This window comes from Streptomyces sp. CB02923 (genome assembly GCF_001905005.1).
Taxonomy (GTDB): domain Bacteria; phylum Actinomycetota; class Actinomycetes; order Streptomycetales; family Streptomycetaceae; genus Streptomyces.
Genome location: NZ_LWKZ01000012.1, coordinates 544799 through 564999 on the forward strand (window position 1 = coordinate 544799; position 20201 = coordinate 564999).

15 protein-coding genes are annotated in these 20201 nt (G+C 71.3%); 5 read left to right on the top strand and 10 right to left on the bottom strand.

The features are described from left to right. Positions 1–37: 37 nt before the first annotated feature. The gene (locus A6A06_RS13945; RefSeq protein ID WP_073761519.1) at positions 38–1045 is read right to left on the bottom strand and encodes an aldo/keto reductase; all 1008 of its coding nucleotides are present in this window, start codon (positions 1043–1045) and stop codon (positions 38–40) included. Between the two features lie 237 nt (positions 1046–1282). Beyond that, positions 1283–2749 carry an MFS transporter gene (locus tag A6A06_RS13950; RefSeq protein WP_073761520.1) on the bottom strand — a complete coding sequence of 489 codons (1467 nt, stop codon included), beginning with the start codon at positions 2747–2749 and terminating at the stop codon, positions 1283–1285. 101 nt (positions 2750–2850) lie between these two features. Here A6A06_RS13950 and A6A06_RS13955 point away from each other — a divergent pair, with 101 nt between their 5' ends. After that, entirely contained in the window at positions 2851–3729 is an 879-nt protein-coding gene (locus A6A06_RS13955; protein WP_073761521.1) for a helix-turn-helix transcriptional regulator, read from the top strand. On the opposite strand, the gene A6A06_RS13960 is transcribed toward A6A06_RS13955, so the two are convergent. After that, positions 3702–5189, bottom strand: a complete 1488-nt coding sequence (locus tag A6A06_RS13960) for an MFS transporter (RefSeq protein WP_073761522.1) — start codon at positions 5187–5189, stop codon at positions 3702–3704. The two genes, A6A06_RS13955 and A6A06_RS13960, sit on opposite strands and share 28 nt — an antisense overlap. A gap of 113 nt (positions 5190–5302) precedes the next feature. On the opposite strand from A6A06_RS13960, the gene dusB reads away from it, so the two are divergent. From dusB to A6A06_RS13975, 3 genes are all read left to right on the top strand, one after another. Then, a complete protein-coding gene (gene dusB, locus A6A06_RS13965; RefSeq protein ID WP_073761523.1) occupies positions 5303–6430 on the top strand; it encodes a tRNA dihydrouridine synthase DusB in 1128 nt (375 codons plus the stop codon). 450 nt (positions 6431–6880) lie between these two features. Beyond that, the gene (gene ppdK / locus A6A06_RS13970) at positions 6881–9619 is read left to right on the top strand and encodes a pyruvate, phosphate dikinase (protein ID WP_073761524.1); all 2739 of its coding nucleotides are present in this window, start codon (positions 6881–6883) and stop codon (positions 9617–9619) included. A gap of 554 nt (positions 9620–10173) precedes the next feature. Further along, positions 10174–11121 carry an ArsR/SmtB family transcription factor gene (locus A6A06_RS13975; RefSeq protein ID WP_073761525.1) on the top strand — a complete coding sequence of 316 codons (948 nt, stop codon included), beginning with the start codon at positions 10174–10176 and terminating at the stop codon, positions 11119–11121. A gap of 121 nt (positions 11122–11242) precedes the next feature. Here A6A06_RS13975 and A6A06_RS13980 read toward each other — a convergent pair whose 3' ends face one another. The 3 genes from A6A06_RS13980 to A6A06_RS13985 form a co-directional block, all read right to left on the bottom strand. After that, positions 11243–12196 carry a TauD/TfdA dioxygenase family protein gene (locus A6A06_RS13980; RefSeq protein ID WP_073761526.1) on the bottom strand — a complete coding sequence of 318 codons (954 nt, stop codon included), beginning with the start codon at positions 12194–12196 and terminating at the stop codon, positions 11243–11245. Positions 12197–12364: 168 nt separating this feature from the next. Then, positions 12365–12505 carry a hypothetical protein gene (locus A6A06_RS41650; protein WP_199930858.1) on the bottom strand — a complete coding sequence of 47 codons (141 nt, stop codon included), beginning with the start codon at positions 12503–12505 and terminating at the stop codon, positions 12365–12367. A gap of 50 nt (positions 12506–12555) precedes the next feature. Then, complete coding sequence (locus A6A06_RS13985; protein ID WP_073761527.1) at positions 12556–13002, bottom strand: GNAT family N-acetyltransferase; 447 nt, start codon at positions 13000–13002, stop codon at positions 12556–12558. A gap of 136 nt (positions 13003–13138) precedes the next feature. On the opposite strand from A6A06_RS13985, the gene A6A06_RS13990 reads away from it, so the two are divergent. Beyond that, positions 13139–14050, top strand: a complete 912-nt coding sequence (locus A6A06_RS13990) for an SGNH/GDSL hydrolase family protein (protein ID WP_073761528.1) — start codon at positions 13139–13141, stop codon at positions 14048–14050. A 34-nt stretch (positions 14051–14084) separates the two neighbouring features. On the opposite strand, the gene A6A06_RS13995 is transcribed toward A6A06_RS13990, so the two are convergent. The 4 genes from A6A06_RS13995 to A6A06_RS14010 all read right to left on the bottom strand — a co-directional run bounded on the left by A6A06_RS13995 (position 14085) and on the right by A6A06_RS14010 (position 19920). Beyond that, positions 14085–14960, bottom strand: coding sequence for a carbohydrate ABC transporter permease (locus A6A06_RS13995; RefSeq protein WP_073761529.1), 876 nt, complete (start codon positions 14958–14960; stop codon positions 14085–14087). A gap of 3 nt (positions 14961–14963) precedes the next feature. After that, entirely contained in the window at positions 14964–15878 is a 915-nt protein-coding gene (locus A6A06_RS14000; protein ID WP_199930915.1) for a carbohydrate ABC transporter permease, read from the bottom strand. Positions 15879–15946: 68 nt separating this feature from the next. After that, positions 15947–17152 (bottom strand): ABC transporter substrate-binding protein, encoded by a 1206-nt coding sequence (locus A6A06_RS14005; RefSeq protein ID WP_073762139.1) that lies wholly within the window; start codon positions 17150–17152, stop codon positions 15947–15949. A gap of 515 nt (positions 17153–17667) precedes the next feature. Next, positions 17668–19920: an FG-GAP repeat domain-containing protein gene (locus tag A6A06_RS14010; RefSeq protein WP_073761530.1), complete on the bottom strand. Its 2253-nt coding sequence runs from the start codon at positions 19918–19920 to the stop codon at positions 17668–17670. Between the last annotated feature and the right edge of the window lie 281 nt (positions 19921–20201).

Sequence of the window (20201 nt, forward strand, 5' to 3'; positions counted from 1 at the left end):
GACCGTACCCGTACGCTCCCCGACCGTGCCCCTAAGGTCAGCGCTCGCTGTCCAGAAGGGCCATGTGCTCTTCCGGGTAGCGGCCGCCGGCCGCGGCGTCCGCGGGGACGGCGCGCTCGATGGCCGCGAGGTCCCCGGCGTCCAGCGTGACGTCCAGCGCGCCCAGCGCCTCCGTCAGCCGGTCCCGGCGGCGCGCGCCGATCAGCGGGACGATGTCCTCGCCCTGGGCGAGGGCCCAGGCGATGGCGATCTGGGCGACCGTGACGCCCTTCTTCTCGGCGATCACGCGCAGCGCGTCGGTCAGGTCGAGGTTGCGGTGCAGGTTGTCGCCCTGGAAGCGCGGGCTCGCCGCACGGAAGTCGCTCGCGTCCAGCTTGCGGTCGCGCGCGAAGTGGTCGCTGAGCAGGCCGCGGGAGAGCACGCCGTACGCGGTGATGCCGATGCCCAGTTCGCGCGCGGTGGGCAGGATCTTCTCCTCGATGCCGCGGGAGATGATCGCGTACTCGATCTGGAGGTCGGAGATCGGGGCGACGGCGGCGGCCCGGCGCAGCGTGTCCGCGCCGGCTTCGGACAGGCCGATGTGCCGTACGTGACCGGCCTCGACCAGCTCGGCGATGGCGCCGACCGTCTCCTCGACCGGCACGTCGGGGTCGACGCGGGCCAGCCGGTAGATGTCGATGTGGTCGGTGCCCAGGCGCTGGAGCGAGTACGCGGCGAAGCTCTTCACCGCGGCGGGCCGGCCGTCGAAGCCGATGAACTCGCCCTCGACGGTGCGCTGGGCACCGAACTTGACGCTGGTCAGAGCCTGTTCGCGGCGGGTCGCGGGGGCGCTGCGCAGCGCCTCGTTGATCAGCAGCTCGTTGTGGCCCATGCCGTAGAAGTCGCCGGTGTCCAGCAGGGTGACGCCGGCTTCGAGGGCCGCGTGGATGGTGGCGACGGACTCGGCGCGGTCGCCCGGGTCGCCGTACGAGGCGGACATGCCCATGCAGCCGAGGCCGATGGCTGAGGACTGCGGGCCTGTGGTGCCGAGGGTGCGGGTCTGCACGGGGTGCTCCTCAGGGGCGGAGGGGTGGGGTGGAGGGCCGCCGCACGTCGCGGTGGACGCGGACACGCGCGGCGGCGCCCCTCAACCATGACATGTGCGATGACAGATTTCAATATCTGTCATTCGATGCCCGTGCGGGCCCTGCCACGAACCTCCGCCCCGAGCCCATGCCCCGAGCCCCTGTCCCGGGTCGCTGTCCCGAACCCCTGCTCCGGACCCGCGTCCTACGCCCCCGCCCTACCGCACCACCCGTGGCAGCCGGAACGTCAGCGCCACATTGAGCGCCACCGTCGCCACCTGCGCGAGAAGCGCGACGATCAGGGCGTCCCGTACGCCCAGTGACGGCATCAGCGCGAGGAAGAGCGTGCCGAGCGTCGCGACGCCCAGCGCCAGACCGGCCTGCTGGGTGGTGACCATCGCGCCGCTGCCCGCACCGGCCTGCGCCGCGGGCAGCTCGCTGAGGACGATCCGCAGCAGGATCGGCAGGACGAAGCCCTGGCCCACCCCGAGCAGCGCCATGGCCGCCGCCATGGCGGGCGCGGACACGTCCGGCCACTGCGTACGGAAGACGAGCGCCAGCGCGAGCAGTCCGGCGCTCTGGATCAGCGATCCGGCCAGGACCACCCGCCGTCCGAAGCGGGCCACCAGCCGCGGTCCGGCCAGCGAGGCGAAGAAGAACGTCGCGCACAGCGGGGCCAGGGAGAGCCCGGCGGCCAGCGGCCCGTACCGCAGGCCGTCCTGGAGGGCGACGGCCACCACGAACATGAACCCGCCGAAGCCGATCGAGAACGGCAGGATCACGCTCAGGCCGCTGCTCACGGAGCGCAGGCGCAGCAGGGACGGCGGTACGAGCGGGGTGCGGCCGTCCCGTTCGGCGCGCCGCTCCACGACGACGAACGCCGCGGCGGCGAACGGGAAGACGACCGGCAGCAGCCAGGACCACACCGGCCAGCCCGCCGCACGGCCCTCGGTCAGCGGCAGCAGCAGGCTGACCAGCGCGACGGCCAGCAGCACGGTGCCGGGCACGTCGACCCGGCTGGGGTGCGGCGAACGGGTTTCGGGCACGGTGCGCAGTGCGAGCAGCAGCGCCACGGCGGCGATCGGCACGTTCACCAGGAACACCGCGCGCCAGCCGGTCCCGGCCAGGTCGGCGGCGACCATCAGCCCGCCGAGCACCTGCCCGACGGCGCTGGCGACCCCGGCCGTACCGCCGTACAGGCTGAGCGCCTTGGCCCTGCGCGCTCCGCTCGTCGTGGCCTGGATGGTGGCCAGCACCTGCGGCAGCAGCAGCGCGGCCGCCGCGCCCTGGGCGACGCGCGCCACGACCAGCGTCCAGGCGTCCGGCGCCAGCCCGCAGGCGAGCGAGGTGAGCCCGAAGGCGGCCAGGCCCCACAGGTACAGCCGGCGCCGGCCGATCATGTCGCCGAGCCGTCCGCCGACGACGAGGAGCACCGCGTACGCGACGCCGTAGCCCGCGACGACCATCTCCAGCAGGGCCGGGCCCGCGCGCAGGTCGCGGTCGATGGTCGGCAGCGCGACGTTGACGATGAAGAAGTCGATCATCGGCAGGGCGGCGCCGAGGAGCACGGTGACCAGGCCGAGCGAGGTCAGCGCGGGGTGAGTGGGGCGGGTGGGACCGGTGGGGGCGGACTCGGGGGCCCGCGTCGGGACGGTTCGTACGTCGCGTACGTCGGTATCGCTCACGAGGAAGACGATCGTCCGTCGCCCAGGGGGGTACCAGAGTCTCCTTATCCTGGTACCGGTGCTACCTGGCAACCCGCTGAGCACTCCGGCATCCTGGGATCATGACCGCCACCATGCCGGAGAGAACAGGGCCCGCGCGGACCGACGGCGACGTCAGGCGCGGCGAGCTGGCCGCCTTCCTGCGCAGCCGCCGTGAGCGGATCACCCCGGAGCAGGCCGGTCTGCCGCGCGGCGCCCGCCGCCGTACGCCGGGCCTGCGCCGTGAGGAGGTCGCCCACCTCTCCGCCGTCGGTGTTACGTGGTACACGTGGCTTGAGCAGGCGAGGGACATCAAGGTCTCACCGCAGGTGCTGGACGCCGTGGCCCGCGCGCTCCAGATGGACCGGGCCGAGCGCGGCCACCTCTTCGCACTGGCAGGCGTGACCGACCCGGTGCGGGGCAGCGAGTGCACGACCGTGACACCGGCGATGCGGCAGATGCTCGACCGGCTCACCCCGTTCCCCGCCGTCGTCCAGAACAGCCGGTTCGACATCCTCGCGTACAACAGCACCTACGGGCGGCTGCTGTGCGACCTGGACGCGCTGCCGGAGGAGGACCGCAACTGCCTGTGGCTGGCGTTCACCCACGAGGAGTGGCGGGCGAGCCTGGTGGACCTGGACGACACGCTGCGCGTGATGGCGGCCAAGTTCCGCGCCTCCATGGCGGGCCATGTCGCCGAACCGCCCTGGAAGGCGATGGTGGCGCGGCTGGCGGCGGCCTCGGCGGAGTTCCGCGAGATCTGGGCGCGCCAGGAGGTCGTACGGCCGGTGAGCCAGTCCAAGTGGTTCCGCCAGAAGGACGTCGGCCTGCTGCGGCTGTCCTCCACCGGGCTGTGGACCGGCCCCGGCCACGGCCCGAAGATGCTCACCTACACGCCCGACGACGAGGAGTCGCGCGAGCGCCTGGAGCAGCTTCAGGCCCTGATCCGCGCCGAGGGCTGATCGCCGGAGTCGCGCGGCGGGGCCTGCCCGTCGTCCCGCGCGGACTTCTCCAGCCGTTCCGCGGTGCGGCGTGCGGTGCCCTGCGCCCAGCGGCCGGTGGTCAGCGCGCCCAGCAGCAGGACGGCCGCGCCGCACCCGGCGATGATCCACCAGGCGGGGCGGCTCGCCTCGACGAACCGGCTGCCGGTGGCGGCGGCGCGGGTGCCGCTGGCCAGTACGGCGCCGATCACCGCGACCCCCAGCGATCCGCCCACCTGGCGGCTGGTGGAGGCGACGGCCGCGGCCACGCCCGCCTGCGTACGGGGCATCCCGGAGACGGCGGTGTTGGTGATGGGCGCGTTGACCAGGCCGAAACCGATGCCGAAGAGCACGTACCCGGTGAAGAGCAGCGGAGTGTTCGCCTCCGCCTCGAAGCCCGCGAACAGCACCCCGCTGGCCGCCATCGCCAGCCCGGCCAGCAGCAGCGGCAGCCGCGGGCCCACCGAGCCGACCAGCCGCCCGGACAGCGGCGCGAAGACCAGCGTCATGCCCGCCATCGGCAGCATGTAGAGCCCCGCGTCCAGGGCGGACAGGCCCCGGACGTCCTGGAGGTAGAGCGTGTTGACGAAGAGGAAGCCGCTGAGCGCGGCGAACGCGCAGACCGCCACGACCGTCGCCCCGCTGAACGGCGCGCTGTGGAAGAACCGCAGGTCGATCAGCGGTTCGTCGCGGCGCCGCTCGTACAGCAGCAGTCCGGCGAGCGCGGCGACGGCGGCTGCGGCGAAGCCGAGGATCAGCGGCGAGGTCCAGCCGGCCGCCGGGGCCTCGATGATCGCGTACGTCAGCGCGCCGAGCAGCACGATCACCAGCAGCTGGCCGACCGGATCGACCCGGCGCGGCCTGGGCGCGCGGGACTCCGGCACGTACCGCATGGTCAGGAACAGCGCGAGCGCGCCGATGGGGACGTTGATCCAGAAGATCGCGCGCCAGTCGACGGTCTGCACCAGCAGCCCGCCCACGATCGGTCCGGCCGCCATGCTGATGCCGACCACGCCGCCCCACACGCCGATCGCGCGGGCCCGCTCCTTCGGTTCGGTGAAGGTGTTGGTGATGATCGACATGGCGACGGGGTTGAGCATCGAGCCGCCGACGGCCTGCACCATGCGGAACGCCACCAGGCACTCCAGGTTCGGCGCCAGACTGCACAGCAGCGAGCCGAGCGAGAAGACCACCAGGCCCGCCTGGAAGACCCGGCGGCGGCCGAGCCGGTCGGCGGTGGAGCCGGCCAGCATCAGCAGCGACGCGAGGACCAGGGTGTAGGCGTCGATCGTCCACTGCATCCCGGAGACCGTGGTGTCCAGGTCCTTCTGCATGGACGGCAGGGCGACGTTCAGGACGGTGTTGTCGAGGCTGACGATCAGCAGGCTCATGCAGCAGATCGCCAGAACGAGCAGGCGCCGACGACGGCCGGGTTCAGGCATAGATGAACGTTACAACGAGTGGGGACGGACGACCCTGGCGAGGTCGCCGGGCGGGTGCGCGACAATGGGAGGTCGCCTCTCCTCCCGCCGACCCCGAAGGAAACCCGCTCCTCATGACTCAGCTGCAGATCGGCCCGCACGCGGTGCAGCCGCCCGTGGTCCTCGCGCCGATGGCCGGGATCACCAACGCCCCCTTCCGGACCCTGTGCCGGGAGTTCTCGGGCGGCAAGGGCCTGTTCGTCAGCGAAATGATCACGACGCGGGCGCTGGTCGAGCGCAACGAGAAGACCATGCAGCTGATCCACTTCGACGAGACGGAGAAGCCGCGCTCCATCCAGCTCTACGGCGTCGACCCGGACACCGTCGGCAAGGCCGTCCGCATGATCGCCGAAGAGGACCTGGCCGACCACATCGACCTGAACTTCGGCTGCCCGGTGCCGAAGGTGACCCGCAAGGGCGGCGGCTCGGCTCTCCCGTACAAGCGCCACCTGCTGCGTTCCATCCTGCGCGAGGCGGTGACCCACGCGGGCGACCTGCCGGTCACGATGAAGATGCGCAAGGGCATCGACGACGACCACATCACCTACCTCGACGCGGGCCGGATCGCGGTCGAGGAGGGCGTCACGGCCATCGCGCTGCACGGCCGGACCGCGGCCCAGCACTACGGCGGCACGGCGGACTGGGACGCCATCGCACGCCTGAAGGAGGCCGTGCCGGAGATCCCGGTGCTGGGCAACGGGGACATCTGGTCGGCGGACGACGCGCTGCGGATGGTGCGCGAGACCGGCTGTGACGGTGTGGTCGTGGGGCGCGGCTGCCTGGGTCGGCCGTGGCTGTTCGGCGACCTGGTGGCCGCCTTCGAGGGCACGGGTACGTACGCGAAGCCCACCTTCAAGGAGGTCGCGGCCGTGATGCTGCGGCACGCCACGCTGCTGGGGGAGTGGATCGGGGACGAGGCGCGCGGTGTCATCGACTTCCGCAAGCACGTCGCCTGGTACACGAAGGGCTTCGCGATCGGCTCGGAGTCGCGCAAGAAGCTGGCAATCGCCTCGTCGCTGGACGAACTGGATGCTCTGATGAGCGATCTCGATCTCGACCAGCCGTGGCCCGCGGGTGCGGACGGACCGCGAGGCCGCACATCTGGCCGGAACCGGGTGGTCCTGCCGGACGGCTGGCTCGACGACCCGTACGACCGCGCGGGCGTCACGGCCGACGCGGAACTGGACACTTCGGGCGGCTGAGCCGCAAACGGGGCGCGCGCGGCCGCATCGGGGCGCGCGCCACCGCGCCGGGGTGCGGCCGCGGGGGTGGCGGCAGGTCCGATTCCGGGTCCGCATGCCGGGATCGGGGGCGGCACAACGGCGTGATTCTCGCCACCCCTGATAGGGGTCGCGCTCAGATGAGCATTTCGCGGGGGAGTGCACCTCTCCAATCAGTGGCACTGGGTGCCACCACTCTGGCGTTCGCATGATCAAGCAAAGGTTGCGCCCCGTAGTCGTTCGGCGCCCTCGTGCTCGCTGTGCGCCACCTTGTCTTCATGACTTGAAGCCACCTCTCCGGCCGCCGCGACTTTCGATCTGCTGGCAGGCGGGGGGTTACGGGCGTATGTCGACCGAGTGGACGTACCCAGACGCCTTCGATCTGGGTATGTTCCTCGCCGTCAGGGCAGCCGTCGGCGAGGAGTCAGTCCCGTGCCGGAAACACAAGATCCCCACGTAACCCCGTCCGAGCCTTCGAAGTTCGTCTACGACTTCACCGAGGGCAACAGGGACCTCAAAGACCTCCTCGGCGGCAAGGGTGCCAACCTCGCCGAGATGACCAACCTGGGGCTTCCCGTTCCGCCGGGGTTCACCATCACCACCGAGGCGTGCAAGGTCTACCTCGACAGCGGCCAGGAGCCCGCGGCACTGCGTGCCGAGGTCAGCCGGCACCTGGAAGCGCTCGAAGCGACCATGGGCAAGAAGCTGGGCCAGGCCGACAACCCCCTCCTCGTGTCGGTGCGTTCCGGGGCGAAGTTCTCGATGCCCGGCATGATGGACACCGTGCTGAACATCGGCCTGTCCGACGCGTCGGTTTCCGGCCTCGCCCAGCAGGCCGGCGACGAGCGCTTCGCGTGGGACTCCTACCGCCGCCTCATCCAGATGTTCGGCAAGACCGTGCTCGGCGTGGACGGCGACCTCTTCGAGGAGGCGCTGGAGGAGGCCAAGCAGGCCAAGGGCGTACGCGTCGACGTGGACCTGGACGCGGCCGACCTGAAGAACCTCGTCGGGCAGTTCAAGGACATCGTCTCCAAGGAGACCGGCCGGGACTTCCCGCAGGAGCCCCGCGAGCAGATGGACCTCGCCGTCCGCGCGGTCTTCGACTCGTGGAACACCGACCGCGCCAAGCTCTACCGCCGCCAGGAGCGCATCCCCGGCGACCTCGGTACGGCCGTCAACATCTGCTCCATGGTCTTCGGCAACCTCGGCCCGGACTCCGGCACCGGCGTCGCCTTCACCCGCGACCCCGCCAGCGGCCAGCAGGGCGTCTACGGCGACTACCTCCAGAACGCGCAGGGCGAGGACGTCGTCGCGGGCATCCGCAACACCGTGCCGCTCGCCGACCTCGAAGGCATCGACAAGCCGTCGTACGACGAGCTGATGCACATCATGGAAACGCTCGAAACGCACTACAAGGACCTGTGCGACATCGAGTTCACCATCGAGCGCGGCAAGCTGTGGATGCTCCAGACCCGCGTCGGCAAGCGCACCGCGGGCGCCGCGTTCCGCATCGCCACCCAGCTCGTCGACCAGGGCCTGATCGACGAGGCCGAGGCGCTCCAGCGGGTCAACGGCGCGCAGCTCGCGCAGCTGATGTTCCCGCGCTTCGACGAGAACGCGAAGACGCGGCAGATCGGCCGGGCCATCGCCGCCTCGCCCGGCGCCGCCGTCGGCAAGGCCGTCTTCGACTCCTACACCGCGGTCAAGTGGTCCCGCTCCGGCGAGAAGGTCATCCTCATCCGCCGGGAGACCAACCCCGACGACCTCAACGGCATGATCGCCGCCGAGGGCATCCTGACCTCCCGCGGCGGCAAGACCTCGCACGCTGCCGTCGTCGCCCGCGGCATGGGCAAGACCTGTGTCTGCGGCGCCGAGGAACTGGAGGTCGACACCAAGCGGCGCTGCCTGACCGCGCCCGGCGGCATCGTCGTCGAGGAGGGCGACGTCGTCTCCATCGACGGCTCCTCCGGCAAGGTCTACCTCGGCGAGGTGCCGGTCGTGCCGTCCCCGGTCGTCGAGTACTTCGAGGGCCGGATGCACGCCGGCGCCGACGACGCCGACGAACTGGTCAAGGCCGTGCACCGGATCATGGCGTACGCGGACCGGGTACGCCGGCTGCGGGTACGGGCCAACGCAGACAACGCCGAGGACGCCGCCCGCGCCCGCCGCTTCGGCGCCCAGGGCATCGGCCTGTGCCGCACCGAGCACATGTTCCTCGGCGAGCGCCGCGAGATGGTCGAGCGCCTGATCCTCGCCGACAACGACGACGACCGCGAGGTCGCCCTGGGCGGCCTGCTGCCCCTCCAGAAGGCCGACTTCGTCGAGCTGTTCGAGGCGATGGACGGCCTGCCGGTGACGGTCCGGCTCCTCGACCCGCCGCTGCACGAGTTCCTGCCCGACATCACCGAGCTGTCCGTACGCGTCGCCCTCGCCGAGTCCCGCAAGGACGCCAACGAGAACGACCTGCGCCTCCTCCAGGCCGTGCACAAGCTGCACGAGCAGAACCCGATGCTGGGGCTGCGCGGCGTCCGCCTCGGCCTGGTCATCCCCGGCCTGTTCGCCATGCAGGTACGGGCCATCGCCGAGGCCGCGGCCGAGCGCAAGAACGCCGCCAAGGGCGACCCGCGCGCCGAGATCATGATCCCGCTGGTCGGCACCGTCCAGGAGCTGGAGATCGTCCGCGAGGAGGCCGAGCAGGTCATCGCCGAGGTCGAGCAGGCCCGCGGCGTGGACCTCAAACTCACCCTCGGCACGATGATCGAACTGCCCCGCGCGGCGCTGACCGCCGGCCAGATCGCCGAGTCCGCCGACTTCTTCTCCTTCGGCACCAACGACCTGACCCAGACGGTCTGGGGCTTCAGCCGCGACGACGTCGAGGCCAGCTTCTTCACCGCGTACCTGGAGAAGGGCATCTTCGGCGTCAGCCCGTTCGAGACCATCGACAAGGACGGCGTCGGCTCCCTGGTCCGCAGCGCCGCCGAAGCCGGCCGCGCCACCCGCCCCGACCTCAAACTGGGCGTCTGCGGCGAACACGGCGGCGACCCGGAGTCGGTGCACTTCTTCCACGAGGTGGGCCTGGACTACGTCTCCTGCTCCCCGTTCCGCATCCCGGTCGCCCGCCTCGAAGCGGGCCGCGCCGCGGCGGAGTCCCGGGGCAGCGACAGTCGCTGACGCTTCAACAACCCAACGGCCAACCGGAGTTGGCGCCAGGAAACCTCAACCCTCAACCCCTGGCTACGACTCCGGAACCCGACGAGGGCGGCACCTGTGCGGAGGTGCCGCCCTCGCTTTTCTCCGGACTCCCCCCTCGGGAGCTGCCGTCAGCCATGTCGGCCTGGTTGACGGCCTTCCACGGCAAATGCTGAGCGGTCGGTTATTGCCTCGTCACCCCCCACGGGATCGAGCAATCCGTTCCATTCGCACTGCCGTCGAATTGAGTTACAGCTTTCCGTGGACGGTGTGTTGGCGCGACCCCTTTCAACTCTGGCCAAAAGGGCATGGTGACAGGCTGTGTCTGCGTGCATACTCAGATGGCCGGGGGTCGACTAGGAAGCATTGGTGGGGGTTCGGTGCTACGCGTCCATTTCAGTGGACCGGATCTGGCCCGGGTGCGCATCGCCGCGCGCCCTGACGTGCTGTGGGAGACCGTTTTAAGTTTTCACCGACTACGCGACCGGCGGCCCGGCGCGGCCTTCGGCAAATGGCGCTCCGAGGCGCGTTGCAGGTTGAATGGTGAAACACGGCTGCTGGCGCCACTCGTTCCCACGCGCGGCTATTTTCCGGATTTCCTGACGCCGCCGGAGGGGCTGCTCGGCATCGACGAAGGGCTGGCGGCGCTCCGCGCAACCCCGCCCGCCCGACTGCACGCCGAACTTTCGAAGCTGCCGGCGACCCGGCCGCTGCCCACCTGGCTGCGGGAGCTGAGCGAGGGCGATTCCGCGGCGCTCGGCCGGCTCACCGGAGCGCTCCAGAGCTATTACGAGAACGCCGTCGCGCCGTACTGGCCGCGGCTCCAGGCCCGTATCGAAGCCGACCGCGCCGCCCGCGGCCGGGCGCTCCTGGACGGCGGCGCGGACCATCTGCTCGCCTCGCTGCCGCCGACCATGCGCTGGCGGCCGCCCGTCCTGGAAGTGGACTACCCGGTGGACCGCGACCTCTTCCTGAACGGGCGGGGCCTGCTTCTGCTGCCGTCGTACTTCTGCCGCCGTACGCCCGTCACCTTCTGCAACCCCGACCTCACGCCCGTCCTCGTCTACCCCCTCGAACACCCCGCGCCCCGCGTCATGCCGACGGTCGCGCCCGCCCACTCGCTGGGCAAGCTGGTCGGCCGGACCCGCTCGGCGATCCTGCACGGCGTGGGCGGCGGCTGTACGACGAGCGAACTGGCGCGGCGCGTCGACGTTTCACTGGCCTCGGCCAGCCAGCACGCGACGGTACTGCGGGACGCGGGGCTGCTGCTGACGCTGCGTCACGGCAACGCCGTACTGCACACGTTGACGCCGCTGGGGGCGGCGCTGCTGCGGGGCGGCCCCGAGGTGGACGTCCGCGGCGTGGACACCCGGGGGCTGGAGATCTCGGCGCTGGAGGCGCGGGAGGTGGCGGCCCGGGAGGTGGAGATCCGGGAGATCCGGGAGGTGGGGGTGCGGGTGCCGGGGGCCGGAGCTGTGCAGTAACGTTCCGGCGCCCGGTCACCGGCCACCGGCGACCGGCCCGGGTGCGCCCCCGGGACCCACGCCCGCGCCAGTACGGCCGGTCGTCTCGGTACGGCCGTCCGTCTCGGTACGGCCGGTCGCCTCAGTACGGCCGGTCGCCCGTGATCGCCACCCGCTCGGCCACCCGCCGCTGTGTCCCGTAGTCGTTGACCGCGTAGTGCTGCGTGGCGCGGTTGTCCCAGAAGGCGATGTCACCCGCCTGCCAGTGGAACCGCACCTGGAACTCCGGTACATGGGCCTGCTGGAAGAGCAGCCGCAGCATCCGGTCGCTCTCCGCCCGCTCCCATCCCACGATGCGGGTGGTGAAGGAGGTGTTGACGAACAGCATCCGGCGGCCGGTCTCCGGGTGCCGCCGGACGACCGGGTGTTCCACCGGCGGGAACGCCTCCTGGAACGGCGCCAGCCGCTCGGCGGAGTAGAAGCGGGCGAAGCCCGGCAGGAAGTCGTGCACGGCGGTGGCGCCGTCGATCCGGTCCCGTACGTCCTGCGGCAGGTTGTCGTACGCCGCCGCCATGTCCGCCCACATGGTGTCGCCACCGGACTCCGGGACCTCGTGCAGCTGCAACACCGCACCCAGCGCCGGACGTTCGCGGAACGTGACGTCCGTGTGCCAGACGTTCTCGAAGGTGGACACCGCGCTGCGGTCGAACCGTACGACGTCCTCGGCGTCGCCCGTCGCCAGCAGCGGATTCGTCTCCAGCTCGCCCCAGTTCCGGGCGAACGCGCGCTGCGCGGCGGAGGTGAGGCGCTGACCGCGGAAGAAGAGCACCTTCCACTCCAGCAGCGCGCGGTTCAGCTCCTCGCGCAGCGCCGGGGTGAGGGGGCGGGACAGGTCGAGGCCACGGATCTCCGCGCCGATGGTGGCGGCCTGCGGCACGGCCTCGAAGTGCTCGTACGGCCGGTCCTCCCAGCCTTCCGGGGTGCGGCGCAGGACGCGGGTGCCCTCGTTGAGGCCGTCGGCGGGGATGCGGTGGTCGCGGAGGGCGGGGGAGAAGGAGGCGGGGGCGGGGGTGATGTGGTCGGCGGTAGCCGTCAAGGGGTCCTCCTGAAAGGCGAGGAGCGGAGTGAGCGGGGAAGGAGGGCGCGGCGTCCGTACCGGCATTCAGGGAGCCGGAGTTACGGGAACAGGCGCCGCGACCGTACGAGTGCGAAGCTGCCGCGATGCGCGGGCGCTGCTGTCGGGAGGGCCGTCACGCCCGGGTGGTCACCGACAGCGGAATGCGGTGGCCGGGGGAGAACCCACCCGGCCACGGCGGCGCAGGAACGTCATGCCGCGGGGCGCGCACTCGCCGTGGGGGCCGCTGAGCAGCGGCTCCGCCTCACGGAAGGTCGAGTACGTGGTCATGGCACGCACCGTACCTCATGACAGGGGCGCGGGGTACCGGGCGGGCCCCCTCACCCCTTCAGCTCCTTGTACAGGTACACGTCCGCGTGTCCGCCCGGAATCCCCGGGACGCGCCCCACCTCGGCGTACCCCTGGCTCTGGTAGAAGCCCGGTGCCTGGAACGTGTACGAGGACACCGTGGCGCGGTCGCAGCCACGCCGTACCGCCTCCTCCTCGGCTGCCCGCAGCAGCTGCGTACCCCAGCCGCCCGCGCGGCTGTCCTCCCGCACCCACAGGAGGTGGATTCCGCACAGTCCGCCCCAGGTCCAGGCGGTCAGTCCGCCGATCAACTCACCCTCCGCGTCCGTCACCCGTACCGAGAACCCGGTCCGCCCGGCGTCGTCCGTGGCGGCGGCGTTGAAGGCGTCGAGCCCGTCCTCCAGGCACTTCTCCAGCCCGGGGTCGTGTCCGCCGACCGTGAGTGCCGTCTCCTGGGGCGGGGCGGTGGGATCGCTCATGCCTGAGTTCTCCCATACGGTCCCCGCGCACCGCCACCGAGTTTCCGCGCCACCGCTTTTGGCGGCCGGGCCTTCCGGGGAGCCTTCCTCATCCGGGGCCGTCACGGCCGTCCCCCACCAGCAGCAGGAGAGTGCGATGATCCGAAGCCCGCGCCGTACCGGATGCGTTGTCGCGGCGGCCGTCGCACTGGCCGCACTCGGCGCGCCCGCCGCCACCGCGGACCCCGCCACCGCGGACCCCGCCACCGCGGACCCCGCCACCGCGGACCCCGTCTCCGTACGAAAACCCCACTACGTCGCACTCGGCGACTCCTCGGCCGCCGGTCCGCTGATCCCGGCCCAGACGAGCCTGTCCTGCCTGCGTTCGAACCGGAACTGGCCGGCTGTCGCCGCCGCGCGCCTCGGCGCCGAACTCACCGACGTGACGTGCAGCGGCGCCACGACCAAGGCCCTGGCCGGGCGGCAGTTCGGGCTCGTGCCTCCCCAGTTGGACGCGCTGCGGCCGGACACCGGCCTGGTCACCCTGGCCGTCGGCGCCAACGACATCAGCCTGGGCACCGCCCTGCCGTCCTGCGTCCGGCTGCACCCGCAGTCGGCGGGCCTGGGCCGTACGTGTGAGTCGCTCTACACGGCAGGCGGCCGGGACCGGCTCGCCGAACGGATCACCCGCACGGCGCCCAGGATCACCGCTGCCCTCGGACAGATCCACCGTCGCTCCCCGCACGCGAGGGTGTACGTCGTCTCGTACGGCACGTACTTCCAGCCGGGCGGCTGCTGGCCCAGGGAACCCGTCTGGCCCCGTGACGCCGACTACCTCCAGCGCACCTTCGACCGCCTGCACACGATGCTCGCCGAGCGGGCGGCCGCGGGCGGCGCGGACTTCGTCGACCTCCGTACGCCCAGTGCCCGGCACGGTGTCTGCGTAGCGCAGGGCGAGCGGTGGATGGAAGGGCTGCTGCCGGGCTCGGCGGCAGCCCCGTACCACCCGAACGGCAGGGGGATGGCGCACGCGGGGGCGACGGTGGCGGACGCCATCGGCTCGCCGTGAACTCCCGGGCTCCCGCGCGGTCGTCTCGGTCGTCTCAGTCGTCGATCCCCGACCGCTCCACCCCCGCCACGATGTACCGCTGCAACAGCACGAACACGACCACCAGCGGCGCGATCGAGACCGCCGCGGCGATGAACAGCTCGTGCAGGTTGAGGTTCTGCGCCGTGGTGAACGTGGACAGTGCGACCTGCACCGTCCAGGACTCCCGGTCCTGCCCGATGACCAGCGGCCACAGGAACGCGTTCCAGGCGCCGATGAAGACGATCGTGCCGACGGCCGCGAAGACGGGCCGCGAGTTGGGCACCACGATCCGCCAGTACGTACGCCAGTACCCGAGCCCGTCCACCCGCGCCGCGTCCTCCAGCTCCCGGGGGAAGCCCAGGAAGTACTGGCGGAATATGAAGCAGGCGAAGGCGCTGAACAGGGTCGGGATGATCAGCCCGCGCAGGGTGGAGATCCAGCCGAGCGACGAGACCAGGACGAAGCTGGGGACGAAGGTGACCGCCGCCGGGACCATCAGCGTGCCGAGGATGGCGTAGAAGACGAGGTTCGCGTGCCGGTACGGGATGCGGGCCAGCCCGTATCCGGCCAGCGACGCCAGCAGCACCGTGCCGGCCGTCGTGGAGACCGCGATCAGGGTGGAGTTCAGGAGCGCCCGCGCCATCGGCAGGTTCGGGTCGTCGAAGACCGCGGTCAGGTTGGACCACTGGATGTCGCGCGGGAAGAACGTCCAGTCGGGGGCGGTGATGTCCTGCTCGGTCGCCAGGCCGTTGCGTACGAGCAGGTAGAACGGGACGAGGAACAGCACGGCGAGGACGGTGACGAGCGCCGCGCGAAGCGCGCGCCCGGCCCGCACGCGGGCGTCCTGGCGCGCACCGGCCCGCGCCCGTCGCGGAGGCGTGGTCGTCATCGGTCAGTCCTCCTTCCGGCCGAGGCCGAACCAGCGGGCCTGTACGACGGTCGCCACGGCGATGATCAGCGCCAGGATCACCGCTCCCGCGCTGCCCAGGCCGAGGTTCTGCTCCTGGCCGAGGGCGGTGTAGTAGAGGTAGACCAGCGGCGGTCGCGCGTACGGCGGGTAGCCGCGCGCGTCGGACATCAGGTTGTAGAACTCGTCGAAGGCCTGGAACGCGTTGATCACCAGCAGCAGGACGACGGCGACGGAGGTCGCGCGCAGCTGCGGCAGCGTGATGTACCGGAGGGTCTGCCAGCCGGGCCGCGCGCCGTCCACCGCGGCGGCCTCGTACAGGCGGGGCGAGATCCGTTGCAGCCCCGCCAGGAACAGGATCATGAAGAAGCCGGCCTGCAGCCACAGCCGGACGGTCACGATCACCAGCCAGTACCAGGGCGGGTCGGTCGTGGACAGCCAGGCGGTCTGGTCCGCGCCGAACCAGCCGAGCACGGTGTTGGCGAGCCCGAACCGTACCCCGTTGAAGATCGACAGCTTCCAGATCAGCGCCGCGACCACGTACGAGCACGCGGTCGGCAGGAAGAAGACCGAGCGGAAGAACGCCTGGGCGAAGCGCAGCCGGTTGACCATGAGCGCGAGACCGAGCGAGAGCACATACGTGGCCGGCACGATGAACGCCGTGAACAGCAGGAACGTGCCCAGGCTGTTAAGGAAGGCGTCGTCGCTCAGCATCGACGTGTAGTTGTCCAGCCCCACGAAGTCCGTCGGGTTGACCGTGTTGTGCGCGTCGAAGAAGCTGAGGTAGACGCTCCAGGCCAGCGGTACGTACGTGAACAGCGCGAGACCGATCGCGAACGGACCCACGAAGGCCCAGAACCACAGGTTCCGGTTCTGCTGCCCCCGGAGGCGGGCGAGCAGCCCGCCGGGGCGCGTGCCCGCCCCGGCCTTCTCGCCGCCCGCCGCCTTCACCCCCGCGCCCGTCCCCCTCACTTCTTCTTCGCCCGCTGCAACTCGGCCTCGACCTTGCGCACCACGGCCTTCAGTTCGCTCTCCGGATTCGCGCCGCCCTTGATGATGCGGTTCAGCGCGTCCTGATAGGCGGTGCTGCTCGGCGTCGTCCAGAGCAGCGGCTCGGCGTAGCCGTACTCGGTGGCGTACGAGACCGCGTCGGCCGCCGCGCCCTCCCGGAGCTGCTTCGCCTTCTTGGCGAGCGAGGTGCGGGCGGGGATGTGGAAGCCGTACGCGAGGGCGAAGTCCTCCTGCTTGTCGGTGCCGTCCACCCACAGCCACTTCACGTACGCCTTGGCCTCCGCCCGGTGTTTGCTGCGGGCGCTGACCGCCGAGCCGTACGCGCCCACCGGTACGGCCGGTTTCCCGGCGCCGTCCTTCGGGAACGGCAGCACCCCGAAGTCGTCCCCGAGGGCCTTCTTCACCTGCGGCAGTGCCCACAGGCCCGACCACTGCATGGCGGTGAGCCCCTGCACGAACGCCGCCGGGTCGGACCAGTCCGTCGGCGCCCCCAGCAGCAACGATTCATCGGCGTACAGCTGCCGGACCTTCCCCAGGACGCGGGCGGCCGCCGGGTCGTCGAAACCGACCTTCCCGTCCTCCGTGATCAGGCTCAGCCCCGCGGCGAACAGCGGTGTGCCGCCCAGCACGGCGGCCCCGCCGTCGTTCCCCAGGAACAGCCCCTTGACCTTGTCCTTCCGGTGCCGGGCGGTCAGCGTCTTCGCGGCCTCCACCAGCTCGTCGACGCTGCGCGGCGGCTCGACGCCCGCCGCCTTCAGCAGGCTCTTCCGGTAGAACAGCAGCTGCGTGTCTATGGTCTGCGGCACCGCCCAGACCTTGTCCTGCCAGATCTTCGGCTGGAGTACCGCCTGGTTGAAGTCGTCCTTCACGGACGCGATCTGCTCGGTCAGATCGACGACCTGACCGCCCTTGATCTGGTCCAGCTTCGGCCCGTTGACCTCGAAGACGTCCGGTCCGGAGTCCGTCAGCAGCGCGGCGGCGGTCTGCCGGTCGTAGTCGCCGGGCCGCCACTGCACGGTGACCCGCGCCTTGTCGTACGCGGCGGCGTACCGCTTGACGGCCTGCTCGGTGCCCGGCTCTCCGTACTGGTGGTACCACTGGCTGAGCGCCGGGCCCGAACCCTTGCCGTTACGGCCCGTGTTGGAGCCGCAGGCCGCCAGCACCGCGGCCAGCGTCGCCCCTCCGGCCGCACCGAGCAACCGCCGTCTGCCGATACCGCCGCCGATACCGGTGCCCGTACCGCTGCCGGTGCCGATACCGGTGCCCGTACCGCCGCCGGTGTCCGTGCCGGTGCTCGTACCGCTGCCGCGTGTCATGCCGGATCGCCCCCTGCGTAGTCCGATGCGCATAGCCCGATGTGCTTGGCGCGTGGTCGTCGTACGGCTTGCCGTGCGGCCACGGTGATCGTCGATCACCGTCCGCCACGGGCGCCACTCTGCCGCACCGGCGTGAAGAACGCATTGCACCTTCACGAAACCGGCCGGTGAGGGCGCCGTAAGAGTGAGCACCGCGCCGCGGCCCGGTGTTCCCCCGGACTCAGCACGCACTCCCGTGCACTCCCGCGCACCGTGGCCTTCCCGGCTTCGGACGGCAAAAGGCCGGGGCCACCCACGATGTGGATGGCCCCGGCCCTGACCCCTGCCCCGGCGCGGTGCGCGGGTGCGCCCGTCGCCGTCCGTCAGGCGATGGTCTCGTGCGACGGCGTGTTGATACCGGTCAGCTGGCGCGAGGCGAACGGCGCCCGCCAGTTGCCCGTGCCGTGGTAGACGTACGAACTGCCGCCCGGCGTGGAGACGAGGAGGTCGGCGCGGCCGTCGGTGTCGGAGTCCCCGACGCCGACCAGCTGGCGGTACTGGCCCCAGCCGGGACCGATCTTCACCCGGGAGCCGAGCTTGCCGTCTCCCGTGCCCAGGTACAGCCACAGCACGCCGTCGCGGTCGCGGGCGACCACGTCACCGGCGGAGGCCCCCGCCACGTCGCCGACGGCCGTGACGCTGTCGTAGGCGTTCCAGCCGCCGCCGATCCGCTTGCGCGTCGCGAACGGTGCCCGCCAGTCGCCCGTGCCCGCGTAGAACCACAGCACGCCGGACCGGTCCCGGGCCAGCAGGTCGCCGCGGCCGTCACCGTTCAGGTCGCTGCCGCCGGTGATCTCGTCGTACGCGTCCCAGCCGCCGCCGATCTTCGACCGCCCGGCGAACGTGCCGTCGCCCTTGCCGAGGTAGAGCCACAGCACGCCCGCCGCGTCCCGCGCCACCACGTCACCGGCGGGGGCACCGGCCACGTCGCCGACGGCGGTGATCCGGTCGTAGATGTTCCAGCCGCCGCCGACCGTCTTCCGGTCCGTGCTGCGCAGCTGCGGGTTCAGCGGATCGTGGTAGGTGTCTTCGAGCGACAGCCGGCCCGCCTGGTCACGGACGAGCACGTCCGGCGAACCGTTGCCGGTGTAGTCGTGCGGCGCGGGCCTGCGGTCGACCGTGAAGGTGCCCTGCTCGTGGAGGTCGGGGCCGATGCCGTTGCGGGGCTTGGCGGTCAGCTCCCAGGTGTAGTCGCCGTTCGGCGCGGCCTCGTGCCGGGTGCCGCTGTTGATCAGGCCGTCCCACTCCAGGTCGACCCAGCCGGGCCCCTGCCGGTCCGGCAGGTCCGGGTTCACGTAGTACTGGCTCTGCTTGCCGGAGGCGCGGTGGCGCAGGGTGATGATCACGGTGGCGTTGCGCCGGGACAGCTGCCAGCGCGGGTGCCAGCGGCGCTGGTCCGGCTGCGCCGCCGGTATGTCGGAACCGAGCAGGCCGATCTTTGTGGGCTCGCCGGTACCCGCTACCAGCTCCACGGACGGCGCTTCGTCCCCGGCCTTCGCCGAGATCCGGTAGAGCCCCTCGCCGTGGGCGACGGTGCCGCCCATCACCAGCAGGGAGCCGTCCGGGGCGGGCGTGGTGGACGTGGCGTGGTCCATGACCTTGCGGGCGGTGCCGCCGTTGATCGGAACCGCCCGGAAGGCCATGTCCTCCGGGTCGGACCCGTGCGTGAGCTTGCGCCGGTTCCCGTACAGCGCCCAGTCGCCGACCAGGCCCATGGTCGGGACGTGGATGCCGGGCAGGGGCGTCTTCCGCGGTTCCGAGAGGTTGCCCAGTTCGTTGGTCTCCAGGTGCAGCTCGTCGTACATCACCTCGCCGACAGAGGCCATGTGCGTCGACGACAGGGCGGTGGCGAGCTTGTTGCTGTAGCCCAGCATGTTGCGGCCGGAAAAGCCCTTGGTGGTGGCCAGGTCGATCGCCGAGTACGCGATGCCCGGCGAGAAGTGCAGGTCGCACCGCAGCAGGGCCTTTCCCGGAGCTCCCGCCACCACCTGGTACTTGTACGACGCGTTCGCCCGGTCCGCGACGGTCCGGTCGGTCAGCTCCCCGCCCTGGAGCCCCAGGATGTGGACCTCTTCGCCGACGTCGGTCTTCTTGGCGCCGAACACCTGGCCCTCGACGGTGCCGAGGTACCGGTACCCGTACTTCTTCAGATCGACGAGCGTGGTGGCGCCGGTGGCCATGTTCCGCAGGGTGATCCTGTCGGAGGCGCCGATGAACGGGTTGTTCCCGAGCGCCACGATGTCGGACACGGAGCCGTGTGCCGTCGTGTGCGTGAACTGACCGTAGTCCCGGGCCAGCTTGGTCGTCGTACCGTCCGAGTACCGGGTCCACAGCACGTCGTTCTGCGGGTCCACGGTCAGGAACCCGGTGCTGCCCGCACTGACGATCTCGGACCCGGGTGCGATCTTCAGCGCCGCGTCCTGAGCGGAGGCCCGGGTGGCGGGCTCCGCGGGGGCGGCGGCAGCGGGGGACACCAAGGGCCCGGTGCTCACCGCCAGTCCGAGCGCGACGGCCCCGGTCACCAGCCGCCGGAACGACCGGGGCCGCCCCGGTCTCGGCGTGGTGGAACGTTTCATCTGCCCTCCAGGCGATGCACGGCGTACGAGTGCCGCGGTATACGGCGGAGGGTGACCGGAAGGCACGCGCCCCCGAGCCGGCGATCTGTACGAGCCCCCCGATGATCGGACAAATCTTAACAACGCGGGACCTCATGGGATTACGGAATTACGGGGCGGAGGGGCAGCGTTGCCCGGACCAGCCGCTGGTCACGGCGGTCCGGAGGGCCGTCGAAGCGGCGGGGAGAGCCGGAGTATGACAGCGCTCACCCATTTCGACGACGATGATGACGACGCGGCCG

Excerpts from the sequence above, each read along its gene's own strand:
- A6A06_RS13990 (WP_073761528.1), top strand. The coding sequence starts at position 13,139 with ATGATCCGAAGCCCGCGCCGTACCGGATGCGTTGTCGCGGCGGCCGTC.
- A6A06_RS14010 (WP_073761530.1), bottom strand. The coding sequence starts at position 19,920 with ATGAAACGTTCCACCACGCCGAGACCGGGGCGGCCCCGGTCGTTCCGG.
- A6A06_RS13960 (WP_073761522.1), bottom strand. The coding sequence starts at position 5,189 with ATGCCTGAACCCGGCCGTCGTCGGCGCCTGCTCGTTCTGGCGATCTGC.
- A6A06_RS13995 (WP_073761529.1), bottom strand. The coding sequence starts at position 14,960 with ATGACGACCACGCCTCCGCGACGGGCGCGGGCCGGTGCGCGCCAGGAC.
- A6A06_RS13985 (WP_073761527.1), bottom strand. The coding sequence starts at position 13,002 with ATGAGCGATCCCACCGCCCCGCCCCAGGAGACGGCACTCACGGTCGGC.
- A6A06_RS41650 (WP_199930858.1), bottom strand. The coding sequence starts at position 12,505 with ATGACCACGTACTCGACCTTCCGTGAGGCGGAGCCGCTGCTCAGCGGC.
- A6A06_RS13955 (WP_073761521.1), top strand. The coding sequence starts at position 2,851 with ATGACCGCCACCATGCCGGAGAGAACAGGGCCCGCGCGGACCGACGGC.
- dusB (WP_073761523.1), top strand. The coding sequence starts at position 5,303 with ATGACTCAGCTGCAGATCGGCCCGCACGCGGTGCAGCCGCCCGTGGTC.